This window comes from Oceanobacillus sp. Castelsardo, assembly GCF_001659985.1.
In the GTDB taxonomy this organism is placed as follows: domain Bacteria; phylum Bacillota; class Bacilli; order Bacillales; family Amphibacillaceae; genus Oceanobacillus.
In genome coordinates this window covers 219,676-238,447 of record NZ_LYCS01000005.1, presented here as the reverse complement: position 1 = coordinate 238,447, position 18,772 = coordinate 219,676, and the positions used below count along the sequence as shown (strand labels likewise).

The window sequence follows — 18,772 nt, the reverse complement described above, 5'->3', positions numbered from 1 at the left end:
AATGCAGTTAAATAAATAATTTGGATAAGGTGGTGACACATTGCCAAGAATCAGCAACTTTAATGGAATCAAAATTGTCATGTATTATAATGATCATAATCCACCACATTTCCATGTAATATATAATGGAATATATACCAGTATTGAAATTTATACTGGAAATTATATGAAAGGTAATGAACCGTTACCAAAGCAAAAGGAAAAGGATGTTCTAGAATGGCTTGAGATAAATAAAGATGATATTATAAAAGTGTGGGATGATTGTATGGAAAATAGACAACCCAAAAAAATCCCCCCCTTATATATAGGAGGTGCCAATATGGTTTTAGTACATAAAGCAAAAATAGTACCTGGATTAAAAGGATGGCTATTAATTAATTTTGATGATAGAACAGCGAAATTAGTGAATATAAACCCAATAATGACTGGAGTTTTAGAAAAGTTAAAGGATCAAAGCTTTTTTGAAAAGGTATTTGTTGATGATGAATTAAGAACTGTTTCCTGGCCGGGTGAATTAGATCTTGATCCTGATAACTTGTATCAACATGGAATAGATGTTGATCAAGTTAGGAATCTAGTGCGTGCAGTTAAAAAAAATGATACATTTTCTAATTTTATCGATCAGGATATTGTATAAAGGGCTAATTTGTCAGACCCCACCTCGTAAGAAAAACTTGATACATACAATCTTGACACATAGTTATAGAATTAAGGGTGTATGATACTATTGTATTTAGAAAATCATTTAATGGTGGTGATTTTATGGGAAAAGTCCTATCTTCAAAGGACCTTATGAAATACATTTATGATATGGATAGCGAAAATTCAGTTTTTCAATTTTCTATACCAGGGAAAGGAAGATTCACTCTTGTTTTACAGGAGGAAGATGTACAATCAATAAAAGCTGATGTTGAGAAAAATCCGCAACTTGAGGAAATGTTCAAGGCAAGTGAGGAACAATACAAGAAAGGATTTGGGATTACAACTTCCGATCTTTTAAAATCATTTTCAAAAAAGATTTCATGTAATGAACTCCCGTAATATTATTTGGACTCCTATTGTAAGGGATAAGCTTCTTGAATTTAGAAGTGAAAGATTTACTTCAGAAGAAACCTTTGATTATATTTCCCAAATCATCCTAGAAACGGTGGATGTATTAGGGAATCCTGTTATCAGTAAAACCTATACGCAGGAATTTGGAAAATTTAAAGGAATAACTCGAATTGTCGTTAGGAAGTTTCCATTCTATTTTAAGCAAATGGATAATAATATTGTTATTATGGCGGTTTTGTTTCCAAGTGAAAATAAATAGTTTCTATAAATTTCTACCGTTCCCATTTAGATAGGGATCTTTTTTTATGCCCAAAAAGAATAGTTAAGGCCAATGTGTCAGATCCCCGCTGCTGGAACTAGTTGAATGTGCTAAAAGTGTTCCAGTATAGCCACAGCAATTTGCATCTAATCAGCAAATTACTGCACCATTATGTTGCGAATCCAAATACCCATCCATACATACTAATGTTCGTTCCATCTGCCTTTTTAATATATAAGGTGATACCTGAATTGGAAGGTTGTCTCCATTTTTAAAGAGAATGGTGGAAGAAGGTGTATTCGGATGAGTGTTGGGGTGATTCTCTATTCGACGCACGTGTTTGTAGGACAGCCAGATGCAGCCCTTATGGTTGGTTGCGTGGGTGGGGAAGAGATAGATATTTAGATGTGGATCAAGCGGAATAGGGACTTTCCGTTTGAATCCAGTATGATATTCGACAGCTTCTATTACCCCTTCGTATGTGATGAATCTATCTAAACACGCTTGTTTTATAAGTTGAATAGGTTTTTGTTTGATGTAACATTTTCGATTTGGTTCTATTGCAACGGTTTTGTAATCTGTATGGTTTGCGGCTATAAGTGCCATGGTACCTGAATGAATGGAATAACGTGGTAAGATCATAATCATTGGGGAAACACTCCTTATGTATGTAATGTTAGTGGGGGAGGTGGGGAAACCGTTGGAATCTATAGGTGGGCTGATGTGGAATTCGGCTACGTGATTTCGCTTCTATACTCAACTAATCTGGTTCCTCAGGGGGGATGCCGGTAAATGGCATGTGTGTATTCGTTAGTGCTCATCTTCCTCTATGTTGTTCAATTCGTTGTTAATTTCATCAAATATTCCATTAACATTTATTTGTAATAGGTTATATAATTTAAAAAGGGTATAAGCACTAGGCCCCGACCTACCATTCTCAATCTTAGTTAAATGTCCTTCACTAATCTTTGCTTCAAATTCAACATCATCCAGTGTTTTTGATAATTGTTCCCTTTTTATTCGTAGTTTATCACCTAATATTTGATCAAATGTTCGTTTCGTCACGATTAGAAATCCACCTTTTTAACTCAATTATCAAAGGATTTCGGTAATATTTTTACGTGCTATAGCACTTTGTGTTTTAGTTGGATTTTTGTTATGATATTAGGTTTGATATTATTCGGACAAACGTTTGTTTTCATTTTAATAGGCTTATTGGATTAGGCTTCATAGCTTTCTGGTGGTGAAGGTGAATCGGTAAAAAGTGCAAGGTTATGATTCATTTCATAATCTTGCACTTCTTTTCATGAGATAAATGGTAGATGATAAGTAGTTTTCAAACAAACGTTTGATCATTTTTGGTGGTCCATCGCTTTTCCGTTTGGACATCTGTATGGACGGAAAATGGACTGAAGGATGGACCGCTATCTGAACCATAAGGTGAACCGAAGTGCGGCCCCATTATATAAACAAAACGAAACATAAACGAAACATAATATTATTATTGCAAATGGGCGACCTTTTCCTGGCAGTGTTTTTACGGGGTTCTTTTTACTGTTCGACAAAATATGACAAAGAAAGTGCAAAAAAAGTGTAAAAACTGCCTAACTTCGAAAATATCGTAAAAAGACGTCTTTTTTGTTAAAAAACAGGGCGGAATTCAGTCGAAATGTGTCGAACTATGTCATTTATGCGAAGTTAGCGTCCTTTACAAATTTCATCGGGTTGATTATGCTAGATTCGACCTACAAAAGGGAGGATGTTGAATTGAAAGAAAATGATATGTTTGAAGAGATTTTTAAACAAAATGAGAAACGTATTTATTATCACATGCACAAGCTTGGCATACGAGATCCATTTGGTGATTTTTATTCGGAAGGGTTATATGCCATGTGGACTGCCTACCAAAAATATGAGCCAAATAAGGGCCCCCTCGCGACTTACTTCAATTACACCATTCGCAATCGCCTCATCGATCTTATCCGTAAGAAAACCAATGACGAACAGAACGAAGAAGACTATGTGGAAAAAGAAATCTTAACCTCCTATAACGGCAATAAACACAGTGCTTCTCAAATGCCGATTATGGACACAAGTGGAATTGAAGTGGAGGATGACGTTTTCTGGGAGCGTGTATTTTCCCAACTTACAGAAAAACAGCGAAAATGGGTGTATTATTACATCATTCGTGATATGTCGCTAAAAGAAATAGCGGAGCAAGAAAATGCATCTGTGGAAGCGGTGAAGGACTGGGGGAAGCAGGCAAGGAAGAAATTGCGGGCTTATTTTAGCCGGGAAGAAAGCTGATGTCTGATTGCTTACTACTAGCGATATGATTTTCGTTATTATGAAGCGGGCTAGACTGGTTCTGTGGCCTAGGATGTGAATGAGATTCAAGCAGTCGGGCGAGTATAAGCAGGCTATGAACTCGCTCGTGATGGAAACTTAGGCATATGGGCTTATAGAGCCAGTCTATGAGCCTGAATGAGATGGAAGTTCATGCAAACGGGGTTATAGAGGCGTGCTATGAACCCGTTTGGTATGGAAACTTAGGCGTATGGGCTTATAGAGGCGCGCTATGAGCCCGAATGAGATGGAAATTCATGCAAACGGGTTTATAGAGGCGTGCTATGAACCCGAATGAGATGGAAACTTAGGCATAAGGGCATATAGAGCCAGTCAATGAGCCTGAATGAGATGGAAGTTCATGCAAACGGGGTTATAGAGGCGTGCTATGAACCTGTTTGAGATGGAAACTTAGGCGTATGGGCATATAGAGCCAGTCTATGAGCCTAAATGAGATGGAAGTTCATGCAAGCGGTCTTATAGAGGCGTGCTATGACCCCGTTTGAGATGGAAACTTAGGTAAACGGTCTTATAGAGGCGTGCTATGAGCCCGTTTGAGATGGAAGCTTAGGCGTATGGGCATATAGAGCCAGCCTATGAGCCTGAATGAGATGGAAATTAGAGAAAGTGGGAGTATAGAAAGGGAGAGCAGGATGAATTACATAAAAGAATTAAATGCTTTTTACGTATCAATGGAGTATAATCCACTATCCAATTCGGCGATTGCCTTGTGGCATGCGCTGATGCATATCAATAACAGGACAAGATGGCAGCGTGAATTTCGTGTAGCGGGAATGGTTTTAAGGCTTAAATCTGGTTTGAACGAGTCCGCTTTTAAGCGAGCGAGAACGGAGCTAAAAGAAAAAGGCTATATTATCTATGAACCTCTAGGGGGCAATCAAGCACCGGTTTATCAAATGATTAGTTTGATAGAGAACAGTGATGATGGGCAACAGGTGGATTCGGTTGTGGATAGAGCAGATGAATGTTTTGCTGAGGTGGAAATGGTTGGGGAAACCGGGGATGAGCAAGGGGGAGGTGTTAAGGCTAAGGAAACCGACGCAGTACGATTCTATAAGGAAAACTTTGGTGACAGCAGCCCATACATGGAGGGCGAATTGAAAGATCTCGTGGATGATGTAGGGGAAGCGTTAGTGATAGAAGCGATGAAACGTACATTGGAACAGGGAATTACGAGATGGAGTTATGTGCTAGGTGTCTTGCATATATGGGAAAAGAAAGGAATTCGGAGTGTGGATGCGGCAAGGGCAGCAGATGTGGAATTTCGAAATGGGAGACAACGGCAATACCATTATTTTCCTAGAGGGAAGCGTGAAATCATTCCGGATTGGTTTGAGGAACAAAAGGAAACGAGGAAGCGATTGGAGGAACCGAATAGGGGTGTGGTAGTAGATCCGGAAGAAGCAGAAGCTGTTCGATTGGAGATTAAGAGGCTGAGGGAGGAGATGGGGTATTCTTGAACATTTAGGGTCATCATTCATTTGTGACTATTCGCTTATTTTACATACCACATATTTCTATTATTCCATCATTACGTTAAAATAGTATAGTTGGGACAATTTATCAAAGAAACTCCTACTGAGGGAAGTTTCGTTACAGGAGGATGGGCTAAATGTTTAAAAAGATTGCTAGTGATGCATTAGGATTGAGTGATATTGGTAAAATTATTCGGCCAGACGATTTTGACAAGACCGAATCAGATGATTATGTATTACATGAAGAAGGAGAACAAATTCATTTTCTGATTAAATCGAAATCAGATGAATATTGTTTCACGAATCGTGCCTTAATTCACTTAGATGGGGAAAAGGCGACGAGCAGTAAGCGAAATATCTATCGCTATGATTACTACTGCTATCCCATTCAAAATGTCACCGTTGAAACGGCTGGTACGATTGATTTGGACCTTGAAATAAAATTTACGATTGGGGAACAAACCATTTCTGTTGATATTGAGAAAAAGGAAGGCGAGGCCATTGCTGATTTATATAAATCATTAGTGACGATTTCGCACATTCAAGATAGTGATGCACGTGTCAAAGCCTATGCGAAAGATAGTCTTGATTTATCGAAAACCTTATTCACTGACAATCGTTTCCAGGAAGGAACGATTGCTAATGAGTTTGAAAAGGCTACAAAGTTTGCTTTTGATTGGCTAAATACGACATACAATGATAATACACGAAAAGATTTTGGCGATATCTTTAATAAGTATATTCAAAATTAAGAAGGGAACTTGCAAATGATTTGTGCGTGAATTAAGCGCCTATTTCTTTCGGAAGAGTATACAAGATAACAAGAAAACCACCCCGCGCCGTAGGAAGCAAAAGGGTGGCCTACAATAGAAATAAACAACTTTGACAACCACCACCCTGACGGCAGAGGTTGCAGGGAGAAGCGCTCGAACGCTTCACTCTTTATTATATTCATATTATACAGGAAATAACCCTTGAAATAAAGAAGCAGAGCGCGGAATTCTAGGATCCCCACTGCGATAATGAACTAAAGTACACAAAGAAGAATTGAGTAATTTGATAGCTTTGTCAAAATATGTCGAAGGATAGTAGATTATAATATAGTAAGAATATGATAAAATAAAGTAGCAACTGAATATTGTGAGGGTGGTTTGGTTGTCGCTCTTCTTTCCTTTATTGGGAAGGAGGTGATAATCATGGAAATATTTCTTGAATTTCTACGAGAAGTTCTGAAAGGATTTGTGCGTGAAGGAAGCGCCCATTTCTTTCGGAAAAATATACTAGAAAACAAGAAAACCACCCTACGCCGTCACAAGCAAAGGGGTGGTTTTCAAGACAAGAGTTAAATATTATTGACAACCACCACCCTGACGGTAGAGGTTGTAGGGAGAAGCGCTCAAACGCTTCTCTTTTTATTATATTCTTATTATACATGAAATAAACCTTGAAATAAAGAAGCAGAGCGTGGAATTCTAGGATCCCCACTGCGATAATGAACTAAAGTGCACAAAGGAGAATTGGGTTATCTGATGGTTATGTCATAAGATGTCGAATATTAGTAGATTATAATATAGTAAGGATATGGTGAAATAGAGTAGCAACTGAATATTGTGAGGGTGGTTTGGTTGTCGCTCTTCTTTCCTTTATTGGGAAGGAGGTGATAATCATGGAAACATTTCTTGAATTCATTCGTGAAATTTGAAAGGGTATTGTGCGGGAAATTGTTGCACATATCTTTCGAAAAAACGTACTAGATAACAAGAAAACCACCCCGCGCCGTAGCAAGCAAAAGGGTGGTTCACGCAAAAAATAGACAACCACCACCCTGACGGTAGAGGTTGCATCGAGAAGTGTTAGCGCACTTCTCTTTTTATTTTATTATAATTCTATTTATATTATACATGATTTAAAAACACATTTTCAAGGCCAACGTGTCATCCCCTCACTACGCTAGTCATTTCATTTTCTCCGGCAATGCATGTATTGATTCAATCAGCTGATTTAGTTTCCCCTCGACACGGTGTAAAAGGTAAAATGTGACCGCAACAGGGAAACCTACATCTGTGATGAATGCTATCCAAGCTTCCATGGAAAACCCCCCAATCTTTGTTTAGTTTAGAAATTAAAGTGCACGCTCCATGTTTTTTTGCAAAAATAGACCAGCGATCGACATCCGCTGGTCTATTTTCTTAAGTTTAGATTTCCATATCAATTTCTTCCACAGTGTTTTCCACAATTCGAGCGCTGTGCTTTTCTATAAGATCCCCACCAGTTGATGTAAAAGCATTTTCGTTGATGATAGTATCCATTGCAGCGCTGACTGCTGATGGGTTAACTGGTTCGATTGGGTTTTCTAACGAATACGTGACGATTTTTCCATCTTCGTTTGTGAATTTGAGTTCTAGTTTTCTCAAGTGTAGCCCTCCTTTCTTTAATTTTTGTTAGTGAGTTACCCCGCTGTAACGTCAGCTGTGTCTCTGCGAACGATGTTGTATAATGGGCGGTCTTGTAAACCAGCAAAAGCATGTGCTACCGCATAAAGTTGATCTGCTGTTGCAGCAAGTTTCACGTTGTTGAAACTTTTGGTTTTATATACTGGCATACCAGTCTTTAAATCATTCCCATCATTCAAAACAAGTTGTAACGTAGACTTGGTCAATTCGAATGCTGCCATTTGTTTCTCACCTCCTTTCACTTATACAATCGAAAGGAATGGAGGAGAGGGGGGATTGGAAAGGAAATTTTACAGGTAAGAAAAGATGAGGATTGGTAAATCGGAGAGCCTGGGGGACGAGAGCCTGGGGGACGGGTTCCTCGTCCCACGATATCAGCACATGTGGGAATTATATCGGTATACATGCCCGGGATATCAGCACGTGGGGAAATTATATCGGTATCCACGCTCGGGATATCGGCACGCGTGGGAATTATATCGGTATCCACGCTCGGGATATCGGTATATGCGAGTATTATATCGTTATTCATACTCGAGATATCAGCACGTGGGGAAATTATATCGGTATTCATACTCAAGATATCAGCACAGCGAGTATTATATCGATATCCACACTCGGGATATCAGCACACGCGAGTATTATATCGGTATTCACGCCCAGGATATCAGCACACGCGAGTGTTATATCAGTATCCACGCTGGGGATATCAGCACATGCGAGTGTTATATCAGTATCCACGCTGGGGATATCAGCACATGGGGAAATTATATCGGTATCCACACTCGAGATATCAGCACACGCGAGCAAGATATAGGTATTCGGGAGAGCTGTAGGAACAGGTTTCTCGTCCAAAATGATTTGTAAAAACGTAAGCAATTCCTTATTTTATTTGATTTCTTATTGTTTTATTTTAATTAGAATTGTGGCCTGAAATATTCACCTTAAATAATCGGCACAGATACCTCTACCCTCAGGGTGGTGGTTGTCAATACTATTTAATTCTTGTCTTGAGAACCACCCTTTAGCTTGCAACGGCATCGGGTGGTTTTCTTGTTTTCTAATATGTTCTCCGAAAGAAAAAAACACTTGATTCTCGCGCAATCCTTTTCAAAACTTTTTTTCAAGAATTATTTCCACGATTGACCTTTCGGGAAACTGGTGTTTTTTTACGGAAGAAAATTGGGACAAGGGACCTGTCCCTGTGGCTCTCTAATAATTTAAAAATTACTACTATTTTCTATACACTTGAAAGTCAAAATAAAAAGCCGATATAAAACAGGAATTAAATACTGGTTCTTTTAACCTGATTGGTAATGAAGGAAACGGTTCACAAAGGGCTTGTATTATCATTTTACCCAATTACGATATATACGGATGAGGATTGTCGTATTAAAAGAAGGAGTTTATATAGTGAGTATAACGATTAATGAAAAGAGTAAAGCCATTACAGACTTATTGAATGGAACATATGAGGCTTTAGGGTCGGTCATACCGATTAATTATCAAATAAGTAAACCTCAGTTATTAGGCAAGAACTTGGAGTTGCAGTTTGGAGTATTGATTGGAGTCACAGGAGATGTAAAGGGGAGTTTAATTTTAACTGGTGATCCAGGTGTTTTTAGTTCGATTGGAGAAGCGATGTTTGGTATGCCATTAGAAGGAGAAATGCTTACCTCCTTTAGTGGTGAATTAGGCAATATGCTTGCAGGCAGAATATCCACCATCATATTAGAGAATGGCATTCAAACCGATATAACGGCTCCAACCATTTTGCAGGGAAATACTACCTTATCAGGCTATGAAAAAGCTATTCATATGACTGCTGAATTCGATCATATTGGTGGAATGGATATCTATTTGCTGCTTAATTGAAAGAAGGATTGGGTAACGTTTTATAAGAATACTGAAAAATAGATACAAAAATCACAAAAGAGAGGTGTTCACATCATGAAATTTAAATCACTTAAAATTAATTCATCCATTAAAGCAAAATTAATTTGGATATCGATTCTTCTATTGATTGTACCTATGTTGATTATCGGAATGGTTAGCTATCAATATAGTAAATCTAGTTTGGATGAGATTGGTAAAACGAATTTGAAAAACAGTGTGGAATTTACCCTGGAGATCATGGAATCCTATCAAGCAGAGGTCGAAAAAGGGAATATGCCTCTGGAAGAAGCACAAGAAAATGTAAGGGAAATCGTTTTAGGCGAAAAGGATGCAGATGGTACACGTCCCATTAACCCAAATATTGATCTTGGTAAAAATGGATACATATTTGCTAATACTAGTGATGGGCTTTCTGTTGTTAATCCGAGTAACGAAGGCGATAATTCCTGGGATCTTGTAGATTCAAAGGGTAATAAGTTTGTGCAGGAGTATATTGACAAGGGGATGAATGGTGGAGGATATACATTCTATGAATATCCACTTCCTCATGATGAAAACCAAATAGAGGAAAAGGCTGTTTACTCTGCTTACTTTCCAGAATGGAACTGGGTAGTTAGTGCAGGTACGTATATGATGGAATTTAATGCACCAGCCCATAAGTTATTAAACCTAGTCTTCCTTGTAGCTGGAATTACCTTAATTGTCGGTATATTAGTAGTTTGGGTATTTGCTAACCGTATTTCTAAGCCAATTAAAAAGGTAACCGGACATATGGAACATCTAGCTGATGGTGATTTAACCCAAAATGACATTCAGATCCAATCCAAAGATGAAACGGGTCAACTTGGGGATGCATTAAATCTTCTACAAGGTAATTTGAAAAAAATCATCTTGAATGTTTCCAATACTTCAGAGACGCTTAACAGTCAAAGTGAAGAATTAACGCAATCCGCAAATGAAGTTAAATCAGGATCCGAACAAGTGGCATCCACCATGCAGGAATTAGCAGCTGCTTCCGAAAGACAGGCTAATAGTACAACTGATTTAGCATCTGTTATGAGTTCATTTGCCACAAAGGTACAAGAAGCAAATGAAAATGGGGAACGTATAGGCGATAATTCGGAGATGGTCTTAAGCATGACAAAAGATGGTTCCGCTTTGATGGAAAAATCTGTTCAACAAATGAAAAAAATCGACCAAATCGTACTTAACTCTGTACAAAAGGTACAAGGTTTGGATAAACACTCACAAAAAATTTCTAATTTAGTAACGGTTATTCAAAATGTTGCTGACCAAACGAACCTTCTTTCCCTAAATGCTGCAATTGAAGCTGCAAGAGCCGGTGAACATGGGAAAGGATTTGCAGTTGTAGCTGATGAGGTTAGAAAACTAGCCGAACAAGTATCAGATTCAGTAACCGATATAACCGACATTGTAACCAATATCCAAAATGAAACGAACCTAGTAACGGAATCATTAGAAGGTGGATATAAAGAGGTGCAATTAGGAACGGAACAAATAGAAACAACCGGGGAGACTTTTGGCAATATTAGTGAAGCTGTAACAGAAATGGTAAATAGCATTACCGTTATATCAGAAAACTTATCTGAAATGGCCGCTAGTGCACAGGAGATGAATGGATCCATTGAAGAAATTGCAGCCATATCTGAAGAATCTGCTGCAGGAATTGAAGAAACTTCCGCATCTTCTGAGCAGTCAAGCAGCATTATGGAAGAGGTAGCTGCAAGTTCAGAACAACTTGCAAAATTAGCGGAAGAATTAAACGGGTTAGTTAGAGTTTTTAAATTGCAGTAAAAGAATTTGGATGACTCTTTGAATGGATTTGTATACTATTTACTGGTTAGGAATTCAAAAGAATCATGCAATGACTTATGATAATTGATTTACTTCCAAATGCGTATCTTACTTTTAAAAGTAGGGTACGCATTTTTAGTAGTAAGTATAAAATCTTTCCCGTCTGGGGCTCCGATTACTCGCCCCACCGTAAAGATCTGCATAAGTGGAACAATCGGGCTAGTAGAAGCGTGCTATGAACCTAAATGGGTTAGAAATTCATGCAATTGGGCGAATAGGGGCAGTCTATGGGCCCGAATGAGATGGAAATTCATGTAACTGGGCGCATAGGAGCGAGCTATGAACCCGTACGAGATGGAAATTCATGTAAACGGGCGAATAGAGCCAGTCTATGAACCTGTACGAGATGGAAATTCATGCAAATGGGCGAATAGAAGCGTGCTATGACCCCGAATGAGATGGAAATTCATGCAAATGGGCGAATAGAGGCGTGCTATGAACCCGTACTAGATGGAAATTCATGTAAACGGGCGAATAGAGCCAGTCTATGAACCCGAATGGGATGGAAATTTATGCAAATGGGCGAATAGAAGCGTGCTATGATCCCGAATGAGATGGAAGTTCATGTAATTGGGAGCATAGGGGCAGTCTATGAACCCGAATGAGATGGAAATTCATGCAAATGGGAGCATACGGGCATTCTATGGGCCTGAGTGGGATGGAAACTTTTGCAACCGGGAGCATAGAACTAGGCTATGAGGTTAGTGGTAGTGGTTTTACAGGCGCGAAATATGTAGAAGTTCTTGCCAGCCTTTGGGTATACGACTCCGGACTTGGATGCGAAACATTCCATAGTCAATCAAGGTGAAGTGTTTACAGTCGTAGATACGCTCGCTGTAAGTGGATTTACTATGTATAGGATTAAGTTTGGTTTGGTTATTGCTGGTAATACAAGTTATGTGCGGGGGGTGTGTAGTGGGTAAGGAGTAAGGAGCTGAGGGATGGTTAATGTCTTGCTTGGATAATTTAAGGCTCTAAAATAATAAGACGCTTTTTTCGCTGTTGGTAATATATTAAAACTGCATTTTAAAAGTTGAAATGTACGTTTTATTTAATTGAACGTATTTAATTGTTTTTTTCCCCGGGATGAGATTCATAAATAAGGTGCTTAAGCACTGTGTATTTAATAATTATCTGAATTTACAGTCATATATCTATTGACACTTTTACCTCTTATAAGGTATATTGTAGGTAACAGAACCCACCACGCCTCTCACAGAAGCGGACCACGGTGGGTCTTTTTATTTCTAGGGGGATATGTAGGGATGGACAAGGATAGGCATATTAAAATGCCGACTACATTTACTGAACAGGTAGAATTATTAAGAAAGCGAAATCTGGAAATTCAAAACCCTAATCTTGCTAAGGAAACTTTGAAACGGATTAACTATTATAGACTCTCGGCATATATGCTAACTCTTAAAAAAGATAATAATTTTTTTGAAGGTACAACATTTAATCAGTTAATATCTATTTATGAAGTAGATAAAAAATTAAGACACTTATTAATGGAAGTGCTTAGAAAATATCGAAATTGCGTTTAGAACTCACATTACTTATCTAATTGCTCATAAATATGGCACCCTTGGTTATAGAAATAAAGAGAACTTTTTAGATGAAACATGGCATTCTGAGTTTATAAACGAACTTGAAAAGACATTCACTATCCGAAGAAAGGTGAATTATTCATTGAGCACCATTATCAAAATTACTCGGGGAAGTTCCCGGTTTGGGTTGCGATAGAAGTTACTTCATTCGGAATGCTTTCTAAGTTATATAAGAACCTAAAGGAAGAAGATAAAAAAGAAATCGCCAAAACATATTACGATATCCCATATACATATGTAGAGAGCTGGTTACGGACTCTGTCAAATGTTAGGAATATATGTGCCCACTTTGGAAGGATTTATAATAAGAATCTTAATTTTAAGCCGATGTTATTTAGAAATGAAAGAAAAATGATTAACAATCAAAAAGTTTTTGCTGCGATTTATGTTGCTAAAAGATTGCTAACTAAACAAGATGGAGATCGATTTCAAATGTCATTTGAAGCTTTAATTGATGAGTATGAAGAACATATCGATATAAGTTGTTTAGGTCTAAAAGAAAACTGGAAAGATCTCTTATATAGCCAGAAGTGATTTTAAAAAAAATAAAGAGCCGGGGGGACCTGTCCCTGTGGCTCTTGGAATCTATCCCCCTTGGCTCACATTCCATTTAAAATTAATTATCCTTCGAACTTAATTTTTCATTAATTTCTTTAATTGTTTCATGCATTTTAAAGAATAAAATTAATAATTCACAATAAATCCGCGTGAAGATTGGTCCTAATACGATAGTTAATAACCCCATGAATATTTGGTATCCGCCACCGTAGTAAGAATTAAATCCAGCTATAATTTGAATAAGTCCCAGAATGATGGAGAATCCTACCCCAATCCAAAAAAGCACCTTAATGATGGTTGGTGTAATCATCTTATTAAAACTAATAAAATTGTTCAATTCATTCACCTCCTCATTTCATTAAAAACACTCGATACTATTCCTATTTAATTATGGGAAGTATTAGAACGAATTTTAAATTCATTTATTTTTCCAAATCGTGAGGTTCTACCATAAAAATTAAAGCTTAAGAATGAAGCTCCCTAGGGTTAGACTCTTAGGGGGACGGGTTTTCCTCGTCCCACGATATCAGCACGCGAGGGGATTATATCGGTATTCATGCTCGGGGTATCAGCACATGTGGGTTTATATCGGTATTTAGGCTCTGATATCGGCACTCGTGAGAAGTATTATATTAAATTTAACAGTTTAAAAGTTTTTTCCAACTAAAAATTTAATTTATACATCAGTCTTATGCGTGTAAAATAATCGTAAATATGTTTGTAAATATGATTTAAATATACTTAGGAAAGTACGGTTTAATGTCCTAATCATTTGGTATCACTTCACTCTTCAAATTTTTGTCAAACATGTATTAAAGGCTAACTATGTTCTGGTAGGGTTGGTAGCAATTTTCATAATAAATAATTAATTCACAAAATTGTATTGATTTCTTATTCTGAATAATATAAAATAAAAATACAGAAAATTTCCATTGTTTTTCTGAAAAACTGGAGGAGAATTTATGAAAGTTACATTAAAAGATATTGCCGAAAGGGTTAATGTTTCTGTATCAACAGTATCTAGAGTACTGAATAATACTCCAACATCAATTGATGAGGAAATTCGAAATGATATTTTTAATATTTCTAGAGAACTAGGATATAAAAAACATATGAAACATATGGAAAAAAACAGAAATATTTCTGAAATGCAAGTTGGTCTTATATTAAATAACTCAAAGAATAAATATAAGGATCCATATTTTTCAGAAATTATCTATGGTATTGAACAGGAATTGATGAATCAGGGATTAAATATAAGATTCACATTGGATGAGCAGGAATTGGAGGGAAGTATGTTGCCCTCTAAATTCGCTGGAGATGACACTGCAATTATTGTTGTTGGTCCAATTAATAATTCTTCTCTTCAAGCCTTGAAAGAACAGGTTTCAGTAATCATTTCTGTTGGAGGCATTCCTTCTATATCAATTGACTATGTCACCATTGATTTTATAGAAAGTGCGATGATGGCAGTTAATCATCTCTTAAACCTTGGTCATCGGAACATTGCTTTTATTGGTGGGAATGAACTATCTGAAGGAGTTATTACCGGGGAATCTCGGTATCAAGGATATGAACAAGCCCTTAGAAACTCTAATATTCCTTTAAAAAGGGAATGGATTAAGAATGGTAGTTTTACGGTAAATGGTGGTTATCAGGCTATGAAGGAAATCTTGTCATTCGGTCACCTTCCTACTGCAATATTCATTGCTAGTGATAGGATGAGCTATGGTGCCTATAAAGCAATACAGGAAAAAGGATTAACCATTCCTAAAGACATATCTATTATTTCCTTTGATGATTTAGAAATGTCACCATTTTTAAATCCACCTTTAACTACTGTTCGTGTACATAAAGAGGAATTGGGGAGAATTTCCGTTAAATTACTTTCACAACGAATTATGAGTGAAATCACACTGCCTTTAACGACATATTTGCCAACCGAATTAATTGTCCGCAAAAGTTGCGGTAACAATAAAAATAATAAATAAAGGGAGGGAAAACTTGATAGTAATATCAATTAACCTAGCATAGTCACTTAGAGGAGGCATTACTTTGGAAGCGTCTAAAAAAGGGGGAATTAAAATGAAGGTGTTTAATAAAGCTGGTTTTATTCTTTTTGTATCCCTTATGATGGGATTATTTTTAGCAGGGTGTGCAGGGGCGTCTGACGGTAGTGGTGTAGAATCAAATTCTGCAGGAGATAGTGATAAAGAAACAGTGGAGTTTGTATACTGGGCTGCTGCCGGTGGTGAGGAAGAGGCATTTTTAGACATGATTGAAGATTTTGAGGAAAAGAATCCGGATATTGACATTAAAGCCAACCAAGTACCACCTCCATCATCAGGAGACTATTATACTAAAATACAAACAAGAATTGCCGCTGATGATTCACCAGATGTATTCAGAATACAATACCAAAAGTTTGGAGAATTTGCTAGTGAAGGTGCTTTACTAGATGTTACGGATTTATTTGAATCAGAAAAGGAAAACTACAATCCTAGCTTATTAACTGCGGTTACCTCTGAAAGTAAAATCTATGGTCTACCACATCACACTGATACATTAGCTGTATTCTATAATAAAACTTATTTAGATGAACTAGGTATCGAGGCTCCAAGTATACCTGAAGAAGCATGGACATGGGAGGAGTTTATTGATGTAGCATCAAAAATTGAGGATGCTGGACTAGCTGATAGTGGAATTGCAGTAAACTGGTCAGAGACTTCTGCTTATCGTGCGCTACCATTTTTCTTCCAAAACGGAGCAACCATACTAAATGAAGACTCAACACAAGGAAATGTAGATACGCCAGAGGCTATTGAATCATTTACATTTCTACAGGATATGTTTAAAAACCATATGACCCAAGGTAATAGTATGAAGGGTTCAGATGATTTTAATATGTTATTTTCTTCTGGAAATGTTGGACTCTTAATATCAGGAAACTGGATGATACCTAAATACGAATCTGATATGAAGGATTTTGAATGGGGCGTTACATACATGCCAATTAAGGAGTCAGCAGCATCTGACTTAGGAGGTAATGGTATGGCGATTCCAGCTGCTTCTAAACATAGTGAAGCTGCTAAGAAGTTTTTATCTTACATGGGTGAACCGGAAGTAATGAAGGCGTTTGTAGAGAAAGGTTTATTCCTACCCGCTCGTACTGATATTACTGAACCATTCAACTATGCAATTGAGGATCAAGAAATGCTTAACCTGTTTATCGAACAATCACAGACAGTACCTGAGGAATTAGCTGAAACGGTAACAACTAACAACTTTTCTAAGATAAATCAAGCTTTAGGAGATACGTTAGAGGAATTATTTATTTCGAATACGACACCTGAAAATGCCGCTAACAGTTTCAATGAAAGGATAAACTCTATTCTTGAAGAAAACTAAAAGGGGTTAGAGCTATGTATTTAATAAAAAATTGGTATAAAAAGAACTCAATAGCAATTGCCCCATATATATTTATTGCACCAAACGTCATATTATTTTTAGTATTTATGATTATTCCAATCATTTTCACCATTTACATCAGTTTCCATGATTGGGGTATTCTTGGGGCACCGGAGTTCACTGGATTTCAAAACTTTGTAAAACTTTTTTCTGATAAGGTATTCTGGATATCGCTTGGCAATACCGTATATTACACAGCTGCCACTGTTCCTCTGAGTGCTGCATTCGGTTTATTAGGGGCTATCTTGCTTAACCGCAAGATTCCTCTACGCCCAATATTTAGAACGATCTTCTTTGCGCCCGTTGTTGTCTCTATGACAGCGGCAGGACTAATTTGGACATGGATGTTTAATCCGCACTATGGACTATTTAATGAAGTACTATCTATCTTTGGTATTGAATCAGTAGACTGGTTAACTTCAACTACTTGGGCAATGCCAGCAATTATCATTACAACATTGTGGCTAAGAATTGGATATTGTTTAGTAATTTATTTAGCTGGACTCCAAGCTGTACCAGATAGTCTTTATGAGGCAGCAGATATTGACGGGGCTAATGATTGGCAGAAGTTCTGGAGAATTACATTACCCATGATCAAACCAACAACTGTCTTTATCGTAGTGATGGAGGTTATTCATGGCTTCATGGTCTTTGACCTAATCTATACAATGACGAATGGTGGTCCAGGAACCTCTACAACAGTCATCGTTCAATATATTTACCAAAAAGCATTTGTTGAAGGTGACATGGGCTATGCCTCAGCTATTGGTACCGTCTTCTTCTTAATTATTATGGTATTAACTGCTATACAGCTTAGGATAGGGAGGGATGATTCATGAGGTCAACGGCGACTACTATTTCCCATGAAGAACATCCAGAAACGAACCTACAAAATAACTTTCAACCAAAAACAAACATGAAGCCTAGTAGAAGGAAACGGACATTTTCTGCTAAAAAGACTATTGCATTTATCGCCCTATGTTTTATGTCTCTATTATTTATCATGCCTTTCTTTTGGATGTTATCTACATCTTTAAAATCTCCTGAAGAGGTTAGCTCGAAAGATGTTAGCCTTTTCCCAAAAGAGTTGAGATGGAGTAATTTTGTGGAGGCACTTGATGCAGCACCTTTCCTGGGCTATATTGGCAATTCTTTAATAGTTAGTATTTTAGCTGTAGTACTTACTGTGTTTATAAATTGCCTAGCTGGTTACGCCTTTGCAAAATATAACTTCAAGGGGAAAAATTTTTTATTTCTGATGGTACTTAGTACATTGATGATTCCAGTTCAAATAACAATGATACCTAATTTCTTTATTTTAAAAGAACTAGATTGGATTAATAGTTATGCTGGTTTAATTGTTCCTAGAGCTGCAGAGGCATTTGGCTTGTTTTTGGCAAGACAATACATTTTAAATGTACCTAACTCATTAATTGAGGCTGCAAGAATTGATGGGGCAAGTGAATTTAAAATTTTCCTAAAAGTAATCTTACCAAACATTAAGCCGTTAATTGCAGTACTCGTTATTTTTACATTTATGTGGAGATGGAATGAATTAGCATGGCCACTTATTGTTGTCTCCGAAAAAAGTATGTACACAGTTCAATTAGGCCTAGCTATGGTAAAAGGAGAACATTACATTGAGTGGACCCAAATAATGCCGCTTACTTTATTATCTGTTATTCCTATTTTACTTGTATTTTTGTTTTTCCAACGTTATTTTATTCAGGGCTTTGTTGGTTCTGGAATGAAGGAATAAAT

Annotated in this window: 23 protein-coding genes and 1 pseudogene; 18 read left to right on the top strand and 6 right to left on the bottom strand. The window is 37.2% G+C overall.

Going from position 1 to position 18,772, the window contains the following annotated elements:
* Window positions 1–40: 40 nt before the first annotated feature.
* The 3 genes from A9178_RS11100 to A9178_RS11090 all read left to right on the top strand — a co-directional run bounded on the left by A9178_RS11100 (window position 41) and on the right by A9178_RS11090 (window position 1,312).
* Window positions 41–637 carry a DUF4160 domain-containing protein gene (locus A9178_RS11100; protein WP_068675245.1) on the top strand — a complete coding sequence of 199 codons (597 nt, stop codon included), beginning with the start codon at window positions 41–43 and terminating at the stop codon, window positions 635–637.
* Between the two features lie 125 nt (window positions 638–762).
* Complete coding sequence (locus tag A9178_RS11095) at window positions 763–1,041, top strand: hypothetical protein (RefSeq protein ID WP_068675243.1); 279 nt, start codon at window positions 763–765, stop codon at window positions 1,039–1,041.
* Window positions 1,028–1,312, top strand: a complete 285-nt coding sequence (locus tag A9178_RS11090) for a hypothetical protein (RefSeq protein ID WP_068675241.1) — start codon at window positions 1,028–1,030, stop codon at window positions 1,310–1,312. The genes A9178_RS11095 and A9178_RS11090 overlap by 14 nt, the downstream gene beginning before the upstream one ends.
* A gap of 150 nt (window positions 1,313–1,462) precedes the next feature.
* Here A9178_RS11090 and A9178_RS11085 read toward each other — a convergent pair whose 3' ends face one another.
* Both A9178_RS11085 and A9178_RS11080 read right to left on the bottom strand, forming a co-directional pair.
* Window positions 1,463–1,960, bottom strand: a complete 498-nt coding sequence (locus tag A9178_RS11085) for a competence protein ComK (protein WP_068675239.1) — start codon at window positions 1,958–1,960, stop codon at window positions 1,463–1,465.
* A gap of 162 nt (window positions 1,961–2,122) precedes the next feature.
* The gene (locus tag A9178_RS11080; RefSeq protein ID WP_068675237.1) at window positions 2,123–2,377 is read right to left on the bottom strand and encodes a helix-turn-helix domain-containing protein; all 255 of its coding nucleotides are present in this window, start codon (window positions 2,375–2,377) and stop codon (window positions 2,123–2,125) included.
* Between the two features lie 702 nt (window positions 2,378–3,079).
* On the opposite strand from A9178_RS11080, the gene A9178_RS11075 reads away from it, so the two are divergent.
* The 4 genes from A9178_RS11075 to A9178_RS19160 all read left to right on the top strand — a co-directional run bounded on the left by A9178_RS11075 (window position 3,080) and on the right by A9178_RS19160 (window position 6,500).
* Window positions 3,080–3,619: a sigma-70 family RNA polymerase sigma factor gene (locus tag A9178_RS11075; RefSeq protein WP_082918173.1), complete on the top strand. Its 540-nt coding sequence runs from the start codon at window positions 3,080–3,082 to the stop codon at window positions 3,617–3,619.
* A gap of 692 nt (window positions 3,620–4,311) precedes the next feature.
* Window positions 4,312–5,139: a DnaD domain-containing protein gene (locus A9178_RS11070; protein WP_068675235.1), complete on the top strand. Its 828-nt coding sequence runs from the start codon at window positions 4,312–4,314 to the stop codon at window positions 5,137–5,139.
* Window positions 5,140–5,291: 152 nt separating this feature from the next.
* On the top strand, window positions 5,292–5,906 hold the full coding sequence (locus A9178_RS11065; RefSeq protein ID WP_068675233.1) for a PH domain-containing protein: 615 nt from the start codon (window positions 5,292–5,294) through the stop codon (window positions 5,904–5,906).
* Between the two features lie 444 nt (window positions 5,907–6,350).
* The gene (locus A9178_RS19160) at window positions 6,351–6,500 is read left to right on the top strand and encodes a hypothetical protein (protein WP_197482183.1); all 150 of its coding nucleotides are present in this window, start codon (window positions 6,351–6,353) and stop codon (window positions 6,498–6,500) included.
* Window positions 6,501–7,108: 608 nt separating this feature from the next.
* Here A9178_RS19160 and A9178_RS18655 read toward each other — a convergent pair.
* The 3 genes from A9178_RS18655 to A9178_RS11055 form a co-directional block, all read right to left on the bottom strand.
* Window positions 7,109–7,243, bottom strand: a complete 135-nt coding sequence (locus tag A9178_RS18655; RefSeq protein ID WP_082918171.1) for a YvrJ family protein — start codon at window positions 7,241–7,243, stop codon at window positions 7,109–7,111.
* Between the two features lie 106 nt (window positions 7,244–7,349).
* Complete coding sequence (locus tag A9178_RS11060; protein WP_068675231.1) at window positions 7,350–7,568, bottom strand: DUF2922 domain-containing protein; 219 nt, start codon at window positions 7,566–7,568, stop codon at window positions 7,350–7,352.
* A 35-nt stretch (window positions 7,569–7,603) separates the two neighbouring features.
* Window positions 7,604–7,828: a DUF1659 domain-containing protein gene (locus A9178_RS11055; RefSeq protein WP_068675229.1), complete on the bottom strand. Its 225-nt coding sequence runs from the start codon at window positions 7,826–7,828 to the stop codon at window positions 7,604–7,606.
* A 1,192-nt stretch (window positions 7,829–9,020) separates the two neighbouring features.
* Here A9178_RS11055 and A9178_RS11045 point away from each other — a divergent pair.
* The 7 genes and pseudogenes from A9178_RS11045 to A9178_RS19340 all read left to right on the top strand — a co-directional run bounded on the left by A9178_RS11045 (window position 9,021) and on the right by A9178_RS19340 (window position 13,519).
* Window positions 9,021–9,482, top strand: a complete 462-nt coding sequence (locus A9178_RS11045; RefSeq protein WP_082918170.1) for a chemotaxis protein CheX — start codon at window positions 9,021–9,023, stop codon at window positions 9,480–9,482.
* 75 nt (window positions 9,483–9,557) lie between these two features.
* Window positions 9,558–11,318, top strand: coding sequence for a methyl-accepting chemotaxis protein (locus tag A9178_RS11040; RefSeq protein ID WP_068675225.1), 1,761 nt, complete (start codon window positions 9,558–9,560; stop codon window positions 11,316–11,318).
* Window positions 11,319–11,979: 661 nt separating this feature from the next.
* On the top strand, window positions 11,980–12,186 hold the full coding sequence (locus tag A9178_RS11035) for a hypothetical protein (protein WP_156520756.1): 207 nt from the start codon (window positions 11,980–11,982) through the stop codon (window positions 12,184–12,186).
* Between the two features lie 457 nt (window positions 12,187–12,643).
* Window positions 12,644–12,922 (top strand): Abi family protein, encoded by a 279-nt coding sequence (locus A9178_RS19675; protein ID WP_082918169.1) that lies wholly within the window; start codon window positions 12,644–12,646, stop codon window positions 12,920–12,922.
* Complete coding sequence (locus A9178_RS19670; protein ID WP_156520762.1) at window positions 12,906–13,121, top strand: hypothetical protein; 216 nt, start codon at window positions 12,906–12,908, stop codon at window positions 13,119–13,121. The genes A9178_RS19675 and A9178_RS19670 overlap by 17 nt, the downstream gene beginning before the upstream one ends.
* Window positions 13,037–13,279, top strand: a pseudogene (locus tag A9178_RS19665) (Abi family protein); the annotation flags it as partial. The gene A9178_RS19670 and the pseudogene A9178_RS19665, both read left to right, overlap by 85 nt.
* Before the next feature lie 57 nt (window positions 13,280–13,336).
* Window positions 13,337–13,519: a hypothetical protein gene (locus A9178_RS19340; protein WP_231889826.1), complete on the top strand. Its 183-nt coding sequence runs from the start codon at window positions 13,337–13,339 to the stop codon at window positions 13,517–13,519.
* Between the two features lie 82 nt (window positions 13,520–13,601).
* Here A9178_RS19340 and A9178_RS11025 read toward each other — a convergent pair whose 3' ends face one another.
* Entirely contained in the window at window positions 13,602–13,880 is a 279-nt protein-coding gene (locus tag A9178_RS11025; RefSeq protein WP_082918167.1) for a DUF4282 domain-containing protein, read from the bottom strand.
* 625 nt (window positions 13,881–14,505) lie between these two features.
* Here A9178_RS11025 and A9178_RS11020 point away from each other — a divergent pair.
* The 4 genes from A9178_RS11020 to A9178_RS11005 all read left to right on the top strand — a co-directional run bounded on the left by A9178_RS11020 (window position 14,506) and on the right by A9178_RS11005 (window position 18,770).
* Entirely contained in the window at window positions 14,506–15,534 is a 1,029-nt protein-coding gene (locus tag A9178_RS11020; protein WP_068675221.1) for a LacI family DNA-binding transcriptional regulator, read from the top strand.
* Window positions 15,535–15,628: 94 nt separating this feature from the next.
* A complete protein-coding gene (locus A9178_RS11015; protein WP_156520755.1) occupies window positions 15,629–16,951 on the top strand; it encodes an ABC transporter substrate-binding protein in 1,323 nt (440 codons plus the stop codon).
* A gap of 14 nt (window positions 16,952–16,965) precedes the next feature.
* A complete protein-coding gene (locus A9178_RS11010) occupies window positions 16,966–17,850 on the top strand; it encodes a carbohydrate ABC transporter permease (protein ID WP_068675217.1) in 885 nt (294 codons plus the stop codon).
* On the top strand, window positions 17,847–18,770 hold the full coding sequence (locus A9178_RS11005) for a carbohydrate ABC transporter permease (RefSeq protein ID WP_197482182.1): 924 nt from the start codon (window positions 17,847–17,849) through the stop codon (window positions 18,768–18,770). The genes A9178_RS11010 and A9178_RS11005 overlap by 4 nt, the downstream gene beginning before the upstream one ends.
* Window positions 18,771–18,772 lie beyond the last annotated feature (2 nt).

Coding starts and splice junctions, on each gene's coding strand:
- A9178_RS18655 (WP_082918171.1), bottom strand. CDS start 7,243: ATGGAAGCTTGGATAGCATTCATCACAGATGTAGGTTTCCCTGTTGCG.
- A9178_RS19340 (WP_231889826.1), top strand. CDS start 13,337: ATGATTAACAATCAAAAAGTTTTTGCTGCGATTTATGTTGCTAAAAGA.
- A9178_RS11085 (WP_068675239.1), bottom strand. CDS start 1,960: ATGATTATGATCTTACCACGTTATTCCATTCATTCAGGTACCATGGCA.
- A9178_RS11090 (WP_068675241.1), top strand. CDS start 1,028: ATGAACTCCCGTAATATTATTTGGACTCCTATTGTAAGGGATAAGCTT.
- A9178_RS11005 (WP_197482182.1), top strand. CDS start 17,847: ATGAGGTCAACGGCGACTACTATTTCCCATGAAGAACATCCAGAAACG.
- A9178_RS19675 (WP_082918169.1), top strand. CDS start 12,644: ATGGACAAGGATAGGCATATTAAAATGCCGACTACATTTACTGAACAG.
- A9178_RS11015 (WP_156520755.1), top strand. CDS start 15,629: ATGAAGGTGTTTAATAAAGCTGGTTTTATTCTTTTTGTATCCCTTATG.
- A9178_RS11035 (WP_156520756.1), top strand. CDS start 11,980: ATGAGATGGAAATTCATGCAAATGGGAGCATACGGGCATTCTATGGGC.
- A9178_RS11010 (WP_068675217.1), top strand. CDS start 16,966: ATGTATTTAATAAAAAATTGGTATAAAAAGAACTCAATAGCAATTGCC.
- A9178_RS11055 (WP_068675229.1), bottom strand. CDS start 7,828: ATGGCAGCATTCGAATTGACCAAGTCTACGTTACAACTTGTTTTGAAT.
- A9178_RS11020 (WP_068675221.1), top strand. CDS start 14,506: ATGAAAGTTACATTAAAAGATATTGCCGAAAGGGTTAATGTTTCTGTA.
- A9178_RS11065 (WP_068675233.1), top strand. CDS start 5,292: ATGTTTAAAAAGATTGCTAGTGATGCATTAGGATTGAGTGATATTGGT.
- A9178_RS11070 (WP_068675235.1), top strand. CDS start 4,312: ATGAATTACATAAAAGAATTAAATGCTTTTTACGTATCAATGGAGTAT.
- A9178_RS11095 (WP_068675243.1), top strand. CDS start 763: ATGGGAAAAGTCCTATCTTCAAAGGACCTTATGAAATACATTTATGAT.
- A9178_RS19160 (WP_197482183.1), top strand. CDS start 6,351: ATGGAAATATTTCTTGAATTTCTACGAGAAGTTCTGAAAGGATTTGTG.
- A9178_RS11040 (WP_068675225.1), top strand. CDS start 9,558: ATGAAATTTAAATCACTTAAAATTAATTCATCCATTAAAGCAAAATTA.